This window comes from Paenibacillus xylanilyticus (assembly GCF_009664365.1).
Classification (GTDB): domain Bacteria; phylum Bacillota; class Bacilli; order Paenibacillales; family Paenibacillaceae; genus Paenibacillus; species Paenibacillus xylanilyticus_A.
On record NZ_CP044310.1, the window covers coordinates 3855959 to 3870458 of the forward strand.

Below are 14500 nucleotides of genomic sequence, written 5' to 3' on the forward strand. Positions count from 1 at the left end.
CTCCCTCGTACTTTCGATATGATGAATTCATCATATCTGGGAAGAGGCCCCTTGAACGTGAACAAACCCTGAATGGAAAAAAACAATCCCTGAACGGCATGTTCAGAGACTGTTGACTTCAAAGGGCAGCACGACCATGTTATTGAAAGTCCGATGATGATGTTCAATCGTCATGTGCCCACCGTACTTTTCGCACATTCTTAATATATTCGTAAGGCCGATTCCATGAAACTCCGGATTAGGCTTCTCACTCTTCAAATAGGTTAGTGATTGCTCTACATGATTCAGCACTTGGATGATCATTGCAGAAGCAGTAGAATGAATGGCGATCAGAATATATCTGTCTTCAGCCTGTCTGACTTTTTTGGAAGCCTCGACTGCATTATCCAACATATTGCCAAGTACAACACAGAGATCATAACGATCGATATGAACCTGTTGAGAATGAAGCTGAATGCGGGCGTCAATCTTGATTCCGTTTGCCTGCCCTACGGCAATGGTATTCGTGACAAGCGCATCGATCACGAGATTGCCGGAGTTCACCCGCTGGTATACGCCTTCAATCTTATTCAAGGTAAGCTTTATATGATCAGAAGCCGCTTCATGTTTGTTTTGCTTGATACATTCTTCAATGTACAGAAACTGCTGATGAATATCGTGGATGATGGCTTTCACATTTTTGAAACTGTGCACCGTCTTCTCGTAGTTGGCATCCTGATAATCCATCTGACGCTGCAGCTGGGCATTCTCATTCGCAAGCTGAACCTTCTCCACCATATTATCGAATACATAGACAATAAACACATTGAGAAATAGCGAGCCCATCACGGAAATGATATAAAAGATGTTTTTCTCAGTGTAGTTCGAAGCCACATTAATCTGATATAACGTAATAATCGGTACAATGAGAAAAAAAAGATAGTAGCGATAGTGCAGGGCGAAACTTCTACGTTTGGCAATAAGACGAACAACCTGAATGACAATAAACATGAGACTGCAGCCAAGCAGCATCACCTTGTAGAACACCCCATGATAACCCTCATTGAAGTGATCCCATGTTGTGTAATCCGTAGCGTCCCAGACACTCATAATATATACAGCAATATAATTCACCATGGTGACCAGTACGGCATATAGGACCGTGAACACCAGTTTTAGCTTCAACTCCACGTCATAGGATTGCGCCAGACTGAAGATAAATAATAACACAACCAACGACGAGATGACCGAAGGCAATGTAGAAGCCAGATAGAAAAAGCATAAGACAATAAACAGGACAAAATAGACCACTCTGTTCGGCTTTTGCCTGGACTTACCCAGTACCGAATTGAAATAAAAATTCACCTGGAATGCCATAAGCAGCGTAACGATGATGATAGACAAGATCGTAAATGGTTCCATATCATTGAATCCTCATAATCATATATTTGGTGTAGGCATCCTTGACTTCCTTGACTTTGGAACGGCCGATGGGCAATTCTGCACCATTTAGCATGACGACCTGGGAGCCGCTAAACTTCTGGACATGCATCAGGTTAATGACAATCGAGCGATGAATTTGCAAGAAGCCATGATCCTTCAGAGCATCCGCATAATTCGAAATAATGCCTTTACTTTCATGCGTGCTTTCGTTGGTCACAAAATTCAGTTTGTTTTTGATTGTTAGACTTTTCATCACTTCAATCCAGAGAATATCATCGTATTTCAACAGCAATTCTTCATAAGCTGATTTGATTAATACAAACTTTTTGTCCATTGATCTCAAGTACTGGCATAGTTTAATCATTTTCTCCTCGAAGATATGTGTCTGGATCGGTTTGATCAGATATTGAAAAGTAACCACATCGAAGCTCTCTACCATATACTCCGGATAGCTGGTCAGAAACATGATTTGCACATCCAGAAATTTCATCGTTCTGATTTCTTTGGCTGCCTGTATGCCGTTCATCCCGTTCATCTCCACATCCAAAATAAGAATATGGAAGGTATCCCCGACCGTTTTGTAATGAGAAATCAACTCTTCACCTGATGCAAATAAGGTAACTTGGAAATCAATATTCGTTTTCAGAGATAAGGAGATTAGCATCGCTTTCACGAGCTCTCTTTGTTTCTCCTCATCATCACAAATGGCAACATTAAACATGATTGAACATCCGCCCTTCATTTGACGACAATTCTGAGTTTCACTCTCAAATATACTACTTTATCATACATTTCAGGGGGAAATGGGATGAAACGCATGTTTCAAACCCTAAACTGCATGGAGATCGGTTGGATCCGGCAACATTTGAATTTATTCAAGAAAAGAAAAAGGAGCCCACTCCTAGAGTTGGCTCCTACTTGAATGTGAAGATATAATATCGTAACACATGAATTATATAAATTAAGTTATGTTACAAACCCATATCATCAGCAAGCTTCTCAACACCTGTGAAGATGGAATCTCCGTAACCCCAGAAATTGTTGAAATCAATAACATAGATCTTCTTGTTTTTCACTGCGTTAATACTTTGTACCTGCTTGTTGGCAAGCAACTTGTCAATCGTTTCTTGTGGATCAATACCGCCAGCGTATTTGGAAATGATCATCACATCCGGATTGACCTCGATAAGCTTCTCCAGACTGAGTGTGCCTGTTTCATTGATCAACATATTATGTACGTTGATTAATGACATTGCACTTTCAATAAACGTATCTCCATTTCCGTTGTAAACCGCAATGGTTCCATCACCATTATCAGAGAAGGACGCATAGTTGATTGTTTCAGCGCTGGCACGAGCCTTCAATGCTTCCTCGCGTACTTTAAGCTCCTCAATATAGGCTGCCGCGTTAGCTTGTACGTTGAAGATCTCGCCCAACTCGGTGATATCCTTATACAGACTATCCAATGAAGCATCAGTAACACTCGTGCTCTGCACAAACGTTTTGATCCCCATATCATTCAAGCCGTTGACTGTACCCACACCCCAGTCGGCATCCTCAAACAATCCACCACGTCCCATAATGAGGTCAGGCGAAGCGCCAATGGTCACTTCCTTACCAACATATCCTTCAGCCAGAACAGGGATTTTCTTAAACTCCTCAGCAATATCTTCAGGCACACTGCCAAACAATGCAGCTACACCCACGAGCTTGTCCGTCAATCCAAGGCGAATCATCAGCTCGGCTGCACCTTGAGTATTGGCAACAACGCGTTCAGGTGCCTTGTCAAATGTTTGTTCCTTAGCGACCCAAGTACCGTTCTCTGTTGTATAATTCGACACAGTTACCGGGTAAGTTGTTTCAGATACAGCTGCAGCATCAGCATCGGTCTGCTCCCCATCTGCAGCTGCATTCGTGGTGCTGCTCTCCTCAGTTTGCTGTGAGCTGCCCTTGGCATTATCGCTTCCACCACTTGAACACGCAGCCAGCACCAGAATCATTGCAGTAATCAAACAAAGAAACATCCCTTTTTTTACGGACACCAACATGTAAATAACCTCTCCCTTTTCCATTCTTGTCTGTCTTTTTGACCATTATGTAAAATAACTATTGTCAGTATACAGTAAATGTCGGAGTGTGTAAATGAGAACAATAATCAATATCATTCTCATTCAGTTGAGAAAAAAAGCCGCTTTACAGCGACTCTCCATGCACTTCTATTCTTATCTCTCTAAGACATCCGTTCAAGAGCCTGCACGAACCATGGAACAATATGATTATCAAAAACGTTCCTCAACCCCCTGTAAAATGTCGATCATGGTAGGCTTTATCCAAATTGACCACTCCTCCGGACCATATCTTCCGTGAAGTCCACTCGGCCTCTCCCTGCCAGAAATCAGCCTCAGGCGAAAGTCCTAACGCAAGGAATACGGTCGTACACAGATACAAACTGCCCGTTGATATGTAAGCTTCAGCGATTTCCGGCTGACTTCCGGCGAATCCAATTCGCAGCCATCCGGCATCGTCAAACGTCCCTGGCATCTGAATCTGCCGCTGGATCACAGCCGTAAGGGCGCAGCGAACTTGGGCTGGCTCCACTTCTACCGGGAGTTCCTCTCTGAGTGCCATGAGAGATAAATGCTGAAATGCTCCGAAACGATAGGCAAGTGATCGCCCAATAGGGGGAAAGGTGCCTTCTGGTGAAATCATTCGTTCCAGGACGGCTGCATAGCGAGTAGCTCTGCCTAACACCCGGATCCCAATTGCCTTCCAATCGTCGAATTGATCTCCTAACGCATCCAATATATCCACGAGCATGGGTTGAATTACAAAGCTGTTATAGTAATCCCAATGAAAGTCAGGCCCGTCACCATATGCACCATCACCCATGTACCATTGGTCATGCTGCCTTACTGCATAATCCACTCGCATGCGATCCCAAGTTTCTAAGCCCATTCGGGCAAGGGCCGCTTCAATGATGGCACTAAACAACAGCCAGTTGCTGAATACAGGGCGTATAATCCGTGTGGCGAGAAGGGCTGATTTCAGATTATCTTTCGCTTTCTCGTCCAGCAGTTCATACAGCTCATGTGGAGCCCGAAGCACCGCATTTGCAAGAAAAGCTGCATCAACAACAGGCTGGCCGCCTTGCGTAAAATTCATATAATCGGGCGAAGCTGGATCTGTCGCCACTCCAATTGCACGTCTGGCCAGTTCTGCCATCCTGGCTCGACTCTCCCCCTCCTCACCTGAACGAGGGCCATGTTCAAGCCATGGTGCAATCCCTGCCAAAGTCCGTCCCAAAGCCTCCAAATAGGCGTAGTCGGTACGATCTCCCCCGTTGGATTCGACAGGCATATCGATAACAAGTCTGCTTTTTGCTAAGGCATCGAGCACAGGATGAGCTATGCGAACCAACGTATCGACCCAATACTTTCTGTCAACCGACACTTATTTTTCCTCCTCTGAATAATCATTTTCAGAAAATTATAGAAGGTTGTTTAGACGTGAACAATACACTATAATCATCAAAAACTGACCTATTGTGCTGAGGAGGATAAGGCATGCTTACGTTACTTTCTTGCGGTTATCGTACCATTCACCATGAAGGGATTGTGAGAAACCGGCCAAATGGTTCGGAAAATTACACCTTTGTGTTTTTTAACAGCAGAGCAGAAGTAAGATTGCATGACAACACAAGCACGGTGGAGAAGAATACCTTCATTTTGTTTCAACCTCAAACGCCTCATTATTACCGTGAGCTGGAGAGTCCATTTATTAACGATTGGTTCCACTGTAACGGCAGCGATTTCCACGAATTTCTCCTAAGTATTCAATTTCCTGTGGACACGCTTATTGAAGCTTCAGATCCCTTGTTGATCTCCAGAAGCATTGTGGAACTTCAGAAGTGCCTCAGATTGGATGGAAAGCTGCGTGAGCGTATTATCGATTGCGACCTTCGGTCTTTCTTCATGAAATTAAGTGACTTGCGAGCAAGAACTGCTCTCCACCAACTTAGCCGTTATTACATTCAATTTACAGAACTGCGCAACGACATCTATCGCTCTCCTCAGCAAAAACTAACCGTAACAGAACAAGCTTCACGATTAAATATGAGCAAATCCTACTTTCAACACATCTATAAAGAGCTATTTGGTTGTTCCGTAATGACGGATATGATTCATGCCCGGCTTGACCATGCCAAATATCTTTTGGATCACAGTGAGCTCTCCGTTAATCAGATTGCGTATGCATGTGGATATGAGAATGACACCCATTTTATGAGGCAGTTCAAAAAATTTGTTGGTGTTTCTCCCAGGAAATACAGATTCAGAATTGAGCCCAGTTGAGGTGTGTTTATTTGGTTATCATATTCCGTTCTATAAAATTGCAAAAAACCGTTATTCTAGTTTACGAATTAACGGTTTAATGGGCTACTGATTTGGTCATACACTTTCCTTATGTACGATATCCAACATGAGCGCAATCCTAATAAAGATAACCTAGCAAGTCCAGCTCCCCTTCATCCCAACTCATCTCACTTACTTCCTTGATCATGATTTCGCTTATCGGCTCGTGACCTATTCCGTTCGTCAATTGTAATTCATCATTAATCTTCAACCACTTTACTCGATTTTCAACTTTTTTATATCCATGCTTTAGATACAAAGCCATGTTATCTGCAAACAGAAGATGAAAATCAATATTCCTACCGATTGAGAATGCATCAATTTCCTTAAGCAGCTTGGAACCCAGCCCTTGCGAACGCTCGTTTTGTGAGACGCACAAATCAATCACACCAAGGACTCTAATACGTTTACCATTTAGATTCATCACTCTGTAATCCAGACCCACTTGCCCTACGAGTTCATTCTCATCGTTAAAAGCCAAGAATCTAAACTGCGGTACTTGCTTGAAGTAAATTCGATCCACAGGATAAACTTCAGGAAAGCTTTTGATTAATAACGCTTGTATTTTCTCGCTAAGCTCCACACCAATTTCGAATTCAAATACCTGATCTATTCTCAAATGACTCCTCCTAAACAAATGTAATGATTTAAACCTTTATCCATTGCCTTTCTACACTGGTTCACAAAAACCCTTTTATATTAACGCAATAAACTTCTATACGAATTAATTTAATCACTTAATCCCAGTATGTAGAAAGCAACAAGAAACACCCTTACGGGTGTCTCATTCGTTCACTCTAAACTATTAGTATATGAGAATCTGGTGGTTCAGTTCGTCGCACTCTCGTAAACTTCATCCGTAACAGGTTCTAGCCATTCAGGTGTACCTGCAGTAATCGCTATATGTTCAAACCAGCTGTCTTTTGCGGCACCATGCCAGTGTTTTACACCATCATGCGTAACCATAACATCGCCGGCTGTCAGGAATTGAGCAGATTTGCCTTCCTCCTGATACCACCCTTCCCCACCGGTAACTAACAGTATCTGAAATCCGTCACGGTGAATATGCCAGTTGTTTCGGCAGCCTGGCTCAAAGGTCACGTTCCCTACACCAACATTCACTTTCGGATCTGCAACCAAGGTTTGAAGATAGCTCTGTCCCACAAAATATGATGCAAAAGCTTCATTCTTCTCTCCTACCGGAAATATAACGCCGTTCTTTACCTCTTCATGTTTTGCCATAGCTAATTCCTCCAATCTGTTGATTAAAAATTATTGCTCTTCATTTTCCGGAATAACTTCATTTATGCAAGCAAGTGCATTGAGTGTCCTTGGAAAACCTATATAAGGCAGACAATGTGTGATCGCTGCAATCAGCGATTCCTTGTCATTTCCCACATTAATATTTCCCTGCACATGTGCCTTAACTTGGCCTTCGGCTCCTCCCAATGCACTGACCATAGCCAGTGTTAACAATTCCCGGATTCTCAAATCAAGTCCGTCACGGGTATAGAAATCACCGAAGCAAAAAGCCGAAAGATACTCCTGAATATGCTTCTGGTTCGAAGGGGCGCTTGCTCTCATTTTTTCAATGACATCACCAAAAATCTCAATCTGTACAGCAAGCCCTTTTTCCAAACGACTATGTTCTGAGACCTGGCTTTGGCTTTCTATAGGCAGTGCAATATTACGGGATCTGAACACCTCATTCACTTCATCAATGGCGTTTAATGTTTTCGGAAAACCGATATATGGGGCACACTGGTAAACGGCCTCTTTAATTTCTAACGGATTCACTCCAACATTCAATGCCGCACTTACATGGGCCCTGAGCTGAGGTAACGTCTGGTTGACTGTGAGGATTACCAAGGTTAGCAGTTCCCGCTGAATGTCCGTCAGAGCACCTTGATAGAACACTTCTCCAAAGATGAAACGGCTTAGAATGTCCTGAAACTCAGGATCTGTTTCATAGGAAGAAGGTACTCCCTCACCAAATAGTTGTTGGTATTTTTCCTTGCTCTTTTCAATTCGATCCAAGTGTTTCGCCCCCCCGTAGGTTTCTATTCTATTAATTCAGTGAAGGAAAAATAATTGATTGAGATCATACATATTGATGCGTTACCGCACATGTGTATAATATAAATGGAAAGTGGCACCCCTTCAATAAACAAACCTTCTTCATTCGTGCGTTATTGCACAAATTTGAAATAATGTGCGACTACCCTCTGGAAAGGAGTGAACCCTCATGTCCAAATTGAAATTGGATCGAAGAGTACAAAAATCTCAAGATGCGATCAAGAATGCATTCACTCAACTGATGTCTGAGAAAAATCTGGATCAAATTACGATTCAGGGCATTTCCCACCGGGCAAACGTCGGTCGTAGAACGATCTATGATCATTACATGGATAAATTTGATTTGCTCGACAAACTTATTGAAGAACACATTAACGAGCTACGCAGAATATGCGAAGCCGCATCTGACTTAAGTTTTGCAGAGGGAATTCTCCTCTGGTTTGAATACTTTGAACACCATCTTCCCTTCTTTTCAGCCATGTTATCAAGCAAGGGTGCCTCTGTATTTCGTCATCATTTTCTTGCATTTGTTATTGAAGAATTAGAGGGCGAAGTGAATATAACCGAAGGAATAAATCAGGGATTAAGCAAGGAGATCCTTCTTAATTTCTTTGGAGCGGCAATCGTGGAGATCGTCGAAGCGTGGCTTACCAATGGAATTACGGAGTCAACTCAGGTTATTGCAGAACAAGTAGGGGTTTTGTTGGATCGGAATTTCTAGGAACGAGTTACAGAATGAGATATCACAGCAGAAGGAGCATTGAGCCATGATTTTTATTACCAAAAAATTGATGAATCGGCTAACTCAATCTTATAGAGAACCTGACATGTACATATGTTATTCCACACCACAGAGCTGGTCAGCGAAGACAAGCCGGGCTATATTGCTCATCAATGAGGATAAATTAATCATCCTCTTCCTCAATTTTTTTTCGACTAAAGTTGTACGTACCATTGAATTCCAAACAGCAGAATTACAAGATCAAAAATATCATTCTGGCACCTTATTGTCTGCAACATGGTCATTCCACGTTCAAGGCCGGCGATGGAAATTCATGATTCCCAGAAAGATTCTTACGCTGGGCTCGATGCAGAGCGACTTTTTGTATTTTATGAAACGGCATATCTATCATTAAGGTCATATTGTCGCATCGATCTTCTGCCTGTATGAATAAGAGCAGTCGATCCAATGAATCGACTGCTCTCCTATGTTCAATCAACAGCTGTTCTACCCATTGACGCTTGAGCATCTGCACATAACTTTATTCAAGCGGCAAGCACCCGTGCAGCTAAACATGTCGATGGAGCTTGGTGTTACACTCCGATGTTGTCGCAGTGACATACTCCACGTAATTCACTGAACCTTGAAAATTCAGATACGCTTCATAACGCATGCGAATTGCAGGTAGTGTAATATAATCCAGCACCTGTTCCTTTGGAACCCACCTGCACTCGCTCGTTTCCTCAGATGCAGCTAATTCTCCACCTTCTAATTTGCACACAAAATCAAACATGACCTTTGTCGGAACATCCGTCACACCGTCATACCACTTATGTACTGCTGTATTCGAGACAACACTAATCAAATGACTCACACTGGCGTCTATCCCGCTTTCTTCCTTGATCTCACGGATCACGCCATCAATCAGGTTTTCTCCTACCTCAGTAATCCCGCCTGGGTACACCCAGCCATCGTCATGAGCTTTTACTAACAGGATATTTCCATGTCCGTCTTCTACAATTCCACCTGCCGATACAATATGGGTTGGAAAGACCATCTAACCACCTCCTCTACAGAAAATCTGTATATAAATTCCACATCCTTCATACAGCTTCCTGCATAAAACACATATTCCTTTTCCTTAATGCTTAGTCCAATCAACTTTTGGATACAAGCCGCGGGAAATGTGATATGGTCTAGAATGTATTTGTTGCATAACAAACGCACTACTTGCTGAGGAGAAGATTACAAGTGAATGAGATTCAAGGAATGGAGAAACCGCACAGATTAACCGATCCACGGGTTGTAACCTTAATCGCAAGCCTGTGCTGCTTGCTATGGGGAAGTGCTTTCCCATCGATTAAACTAGGGTATATCGCTTTTAACATCATGCCAGAAGATATGGGTTCCAAGTTTGTATTTGCAGGGTATCGATTTATACTCGCAGGCTTGCTGCTTCTGATCCTATACCGACTGATTGGAAAACGGAAGTTCGCTCTATCTGGACGGCAATGGACCAGTCTCTCTATGCTGGGAGTCATGCAAACAGGCCTTCAGTATATGTTTTTTTACATAGGTGTATCCAACACGACTGGTGTTAAAGGCTCCATTGTGAACGCAACAGCTACCTTTTTCAGTGTGGTGCTGGCCCATTTCCTGTATCAAAATGACAAGCTAAGCAATAAAAAAGTGATTGGCTGCGTGCTGGGCTTTATCGGTGTCATCATTGTGAATTTCAATACCGATCTCCTCTCATTTTCCGTTTCGTTTACAGGTGAAGGCTTCGTCATGGCAGCTGCTTTCATATTTTCCATTACGGCCATCTACGCGAAGCATTTAACCTCTTCCATGGATGTATTGGTCGTGACGGGTTTCAGCCTGTTTGTCGGCGGATTGACGCTGGCTCTGCTCGGTCTGCTGCTCGGCGGACAGGTTACACATTTCACCCTGGAATCCACCAGTAACTTAATTTATCTGGTACTACTGTCATCGACGGCATTTTGTTTATGGAATATGCTTCTTAAATACAACAAAGTAGGCAAAGTGTCTGTCTACAACTTCCTTATCCCCGTGTTTGGCGCATTGCTATCAGCTGTATTTTTGGGCGAAAGCATTATGGAACTGAAAAATCTGATTGCCCTCCTGTTCGTGTCGATCGGCATTTACATCGTGAATCGAGCAAGCTCTGCCTAGCATGCAGCTGTTTGTAAACAATCTGTCCTGGAACGACAGAAAAACCAAGTTCATCTCCTTTTTACGGGATCGAACTTGGTTTTTCTTAACTTTATTTATTATTTTCGTGCCTGGTTAACCCTGGCAATAAGTTCATGAATAACCTCATCAGGTGAACGCTCATTCATCCATTGTTGACCGAACATTTGGAATACTTTGATCATCGGGAAGTCTTCCCAAAATCCCACAAATTCCTCATTAAGATATACCTTATCTGTCACATGCTCGTTCATGTCATTCAGACATTTTTCCAATTCCCCTTTTGCTGCCGGATCACTCATCCATTCGCTCAGAAGGCTGAATTTGTGAAACGTAATCTCTTCTTTCCCGAAGTCACAATGGAGACGTTCCGTGATTCGGATGTCTTTGGACGAGCTGCCCAGCGAAATTTGGAAGTATCCGGTCTCTGCTACCCAGCGGTTATACTTGGTGTTATAGTACGAAAAATCTCTCTCTTCCAGATCAAAGGTAATCTTGCGTTTCTCACCAGGCTCCAGTTCGATTTTGACAAAGGCTTTCAACTCTTTCTCCGGACGAGTCCATGTGCACTTTTCATCGTGTACGTACAATTGAACAACTTCTTTCCCTTTGCGCTTACCTGTGTTTTTTAATTGGAAAGAAACAGTGACGCCAGTATTCGTCTGAGCCACTTCCAGATCCGAATATGAGAACGATGTATAGGACAATCCATGCCCAAACGGGAATTGAGGAGCCAGTTCTTTCCGGTCATAGTATCGATATCCTACAAAAAGACCTTCACGATAATACAGCTTACCATTCTCTCCGCGAATTCGCATATGGGACGGGTTGTCCGATAGCTTCACAGGGAAGGTCTCCGACAGCTTACCCGATGGATTCGTTTGTCCGAATAATACATCTGCAACCACTTTACCCATGCCTTGACCCGACAACCACGAGTGAATCACACCAGGCACATGCTGTACCCATGGACGCATGGCGAGTGCGGTGCCGCTGCTGGTTACGACTATGCACTTGGGCTGAACCGCGGCTACCGCCATAATCAATTTCACTTGATGCTCGGGAAGGTCAATGCCTTGCAGATCACGCATCTCCGATTCGGCATATTCCGGCTGGCCAACAAACAGTACAGCAACATCGGAATTCTTGGCTAATGTGACGCTCTCCTGAATTAACTCATCGTGAATGGAGTCATCCTCCGGGTATCCTTCTGAATATCCCATCGTAATATTCTCGCCGGCCAGATTCTTTATCTCGTCCCACGGAATGTCGACTCTTGTCGGCGTTACCTTCGCACTGCCTGCCCCCTGAATTCGAGGCTTCTTGGCAAAGCGCCCAATTACCGCAATGGACCCCAATGATTCCGGCTGCAGCGGAAGAATCGCGTTTTCATTTTTCAGAAGCACAATACTTTCGGCTGCCGCTTTACGAGCAAGTGCATGGTAATCCGCATCTTCAGAAGTCCCCTCGCCTTTGTTGCCCGTTACCCGTTCGACCAGCTTCAAAATGCGACCCACGCTTCGATCCAATTGTTCCTCGGAAAGGCTTCCGTTCTGAATCGCCTCAATGATGGCTTTGGCATTGTAATGAGCAGGACCTGGCATCTCCAGATCAAGTCCAGCCTTCAGTCCGCGGATGCGATCATTGACAGCTGTCCAGTCGGATAGCACAACGCCTTCATAACTCCATTCTTCTCTCAAAATGTCATGCAGCAAATGCTCGTTCTCACTCGTGTACGTTCCATTCAATAAGTTATAAGAGCACATGACCGTCCAAGGATCGGATTTCTTAATAATTCGTTCAAAGGCGCTCAGGTAAATTTCGCGCAGTGTCCGCTCATCGATTTCCGAACTGGTCACCATTTTCTCAAACTCCTGATTATTTCCCGCAAAGTGTTTGACAGAAGCACCTACACCTTCACTTTGAATCCCATTAATGAACGCTGCGCCAAGTTCTCCCGTCAAGCACGGGTCTTCCGAATAGTATTCGAAATTTCTACCGCCAAGCGGTGTTCTTTTCATATTGACACCCGGACCAAGCAGCAGCTCTACATCCATGGCTTTCGATTCCCGTCCTAGAGCCACTCCGACCTCATGCAGCAATTCCGTGTTCCACGAAGAACCGATGGCCGAACCCGTAGGGTAACAGGTTGCAGGTACATTTTCCGTTGTGATGCCCATTTCCTCATCGCTGTTCGTTTTACGGATCCCATTGGTTCCGTCGTACATATGAACTGGCGGAATGTTCAACCGCTCGATTCCCTTCGTCATCCACATATTTAATCCCGCGCAGAGTGAAGCTTTCTCGGCAAGTGTCATTGCGTGCAGCAATTCATTAATCGATTTATCCATGGTTCTCACCCTTTTTTTTAATTTTGTTCCTGTTCTTTCTTCAGTTCTTGTGCATCATACAGTTTGAAAAACGGAAACCATACGGCAAATACAATGAGCAGAACCACAGCCAGCAAAATAAGACCGTTAAACCCGGACATAATGTAGGTGGACAGGCCAATCGGCGTGTACCATAGCTGGAAGATCTGGCTTGGAATCCGCACCCAACCCCAGTCTAGAGCGAGGTATACAATCACCGGCGTGATGAGTGCGTTGATCCACATCGGCACCATAAGCAGCGGATTAAAGGCAATTGGCGCTCCGTACACGACAGGTTCATTGATGTTGAACAAGGACGGAATGATGGTCGCTTTGCCGACCGATTTCAGCTTTTTGGATCGTGCCATCAGGAACCAGACCACTAACGGCAAGGTTGCTCCCATCCCACCAATACCAAGCCATCCGGAAAAGAAGGTTTCAAATGTGTTGATATTGACCGGATCTTGTCCGGCTGCAACGAGAGAAGCATTCTGCTCTATTGCAGGTATCCAGATCGCGTACCAGATCGGTGTCATTACCCATGGGCTTACGCCGAAGGAATAGAGCACTACGCCGATAAAATTAAATAATAAAAATCCAGTTAAACTCTGTCCTACAGCATTGATTGGCTCAAATATGTTTACAATCAGTCCAAAAATATCAAAATGAAGCTGATATACGAGAACCCATCCTGTGGTTAATACCAGGGCGATCGGTACGAGAAAGTCGAACCAGTCCATAATGAATTCGGGAAGTGAAGACCCCTTTTTGAAGAACGAAAATTTGTTGCACATGATCATCACAAGAGCAACGAATACTCCCACCAAGAGTGCTGTGATCATTCCCGAAGGTCCAAATCGTTCAAGGATGAACTGAATGGTACCATCTTCGTTTATTGTCGGGTTAAGCAGCATAGCGAACAGGGATACCCCCGTCATTCCCGCCAGCAGCTTGATTTTGTGCCGCTCCTTTTTTTCCATCACCACATAAGGCGTCAGGAAAGCAATAAACAACCCAAGCAAACCGAAACTGAACGTCGTGATCGGTGTCAGGTCCGGCATTCCCGGAATAAAGTCCTGCAAAATTGAAATCAATGTAATAATCGAACCGATGAAAATCATCGGAATGGCGACCATAATGGCTTCTTGAATCGAAGAAACCCAAATATTATTCGTAAACGCCTCCAACCTTGGCGCAAACGAATCTGTCATCCATTTCATGAACCGCTTCATCCAAACTCCCCCTGTCTTCCTCTTAGCTGCCACAACCATAGTATATCGATTCGTGTGAAC

13 protein-coding genes are annotated in these 14500 nt (G+C 43.8%); 3 read left to right on the forward strand and 10 right to left on the reverse strand.

Translation table 11 applies throughout. From position 1 onward, the window contains the following. Positions 1–102: 102 nt before the first annotated feature. From F4V51_RS16965 to F4V51_RS16980, 4 genes are all read right to left on the reverse strand, one after another. A complete protein-coding gene (locus tag F4V51_RS16965; protein WP_153978945.1) occupies positions 103–1401 on the reverse strand; it encodes an ATP-binding protein in 1299 nt (432 codons plus the stop codon). 1 nt (position 1402) lies between these two features. Further along, positions 1403–2143: a LytR/AlgR family response regulator transcription factor gene (locus tag F4V51_RS16970; RefSeq protein ID WP_153978946.1), complete on the reverse strand. Its 741-nt coding sequence runs from the start codon at positions 2141–2143 to the stop codon at positions 1403–1405. 250 nt (positions 2144–2393) lie between these two features. After that, complete coding sequence (locus F4V51_RS16975; protein WP_236146577.1) at positions 2394–3434, reverse strand: ABC transporter substrate-binding protein; 1041 nt, start codon at positions 3432–3434, stop codon at positions 2394–2396. A 280-nt stretch (positions 3435–3714) separates the two neighbouring features. Beyond that, positions 3715–4872: a DUF2264 domain-containing protein gene (locus tag F4V51_RS16980; protein WP_153978948.1), complete on the reverse strand. Its 1158-nt coding sequence runs from the start codon at positions 4870–4872 to the stop codon at positions 3715–3717. 113 nt (positions 4873–4985) lie between these two features. Here F4V51_RS16980 and F4V51_RS16985 point away from each other — a divergent pair, with 113 nt between their 5' ends. Then, on the forward strand, positions 4986–5771 hold the full coding sequence (locus F4V51_RS16985) for a helix-turn-helix domain-containing protein (RefSeq protein WP_153978949.1): 786 nt from the start codon (positions 4986–4988) through the stop codon (positions 5769–5771). A 139-nt stretch (positions 5772–5910) separates the two neighbouring features. On the opposite strand, the gene F4V51_RS16990 is transcribed toward F4V51_RS16985, so the two are convergent. From F4V51_RS16990 to F4V51_RS17000, 3 genes are all read right to left on the reverse strand, one after another. After that, entirely contained in the window at positions 5911–6450 is a 540-nt protein-coding gene (locus tag F4V51_RS16990) for a GNAT family N-acetyltransferase (protein ID WP_153978950.1), read from the reverse strand. Positions 6451–6659: 209 nt separating this feature from the next. Continuing rightward, a complete protein-coding gene (locus tag F4V51_RS16995; RefSeq protein ID WP_153978951.1) occupies positions 6660–7073 on the reverse strand; it encodes a cupin domain-containing protein in 414 nt (137 codons plus the stop codon). 30 nt (positions 7074–7103) lie between these two features. Beyond that, positions 7104–7868 carry a carboxymuconolactone decarboxylase family protein gene (locus F4V51_RS17000; protein WP_153978952.1) on the reverse strand — a complete coding sequence of 255 codons (765 nt, stop codon included), beginning with the start codon at positions 7866–7868 and terminating at the stop codon, positions 7104–7106. A 208-nt stretch (positions 7869–8076) separates the two neighbouring features. On the opposite strand from F4V51_RS17000, the gene F4V51_RS17005 reads away from it, so the two are divergent. After that, positions 8077–8628, forward strand: a complete 552-nt coding sequence (locus tag F4V51_RS17005) for a TetR/AcrR family transcriptional regulator (protein WP_153978953.1) — start codon at positions 8077–8079, stop codon at positions 8626–8628. Between the two features lie 568 nt (positions 8629–9196). Here F4V51_RS17005 and F4V51_RS17010 read toward each other — a convergent pair. Continuing rightward, complete coding sequence (locus F4V51_RS17010; RefSeq protein ID WP_153978954.1) at positions 9197–9685, reverse strand: NUDIX hydrolase; 489 nt, start codon at positions 9683–9685, stop codon at positions 9197–9199. A 194-nt stretch (positions 9686–9879) separates the two neighbouring features. Between F4V51_RS17010 and F4V51_RS17015 the strand changes: the two genes are divergently transcribed. After that, on the forward strand, positions 9880–10821 hold the full coding sequence (locus tag F4V51_RS17015) for a DMT family transporter (protein ID WP_236146578.1): 942 nt from the start codon (positions 9880–9882) through the stop codon (positions 10819–10821). 98 nt (positions 10822–10919) lie between these two features. Here F4V51_RS17015 and F4V51_RS17020 read toward each other — a convergent pair whose 3' ends face one another. Both F4V51_RS17020 and F4V51_RS17025 read right to left on the reverse strand, forming a co-directional pair. Continuing rightward, a complete protein-coding gene (locus F4V51_RS17020) occupies positions 10920–13190 on the reverse strand; it encodes a beta-glucosidase family protein (RefSeq protein ID WP_153978955.1) in 2271 nt (756 codons plus the stop codon). A gap of 17 nt (positions 13191–13207) precedes the next feature. Continuing rightward, entirely contained in the window at positions 13208–14440 is a 1233-nt protein-coding gene (locus F4V51_RS17025; protein WP_153978956.1) for a PTS sugar transporter subunit IIC, read from the reverse strand. Positions 14441–14500 lie beyond the last annotated feature (60 nt).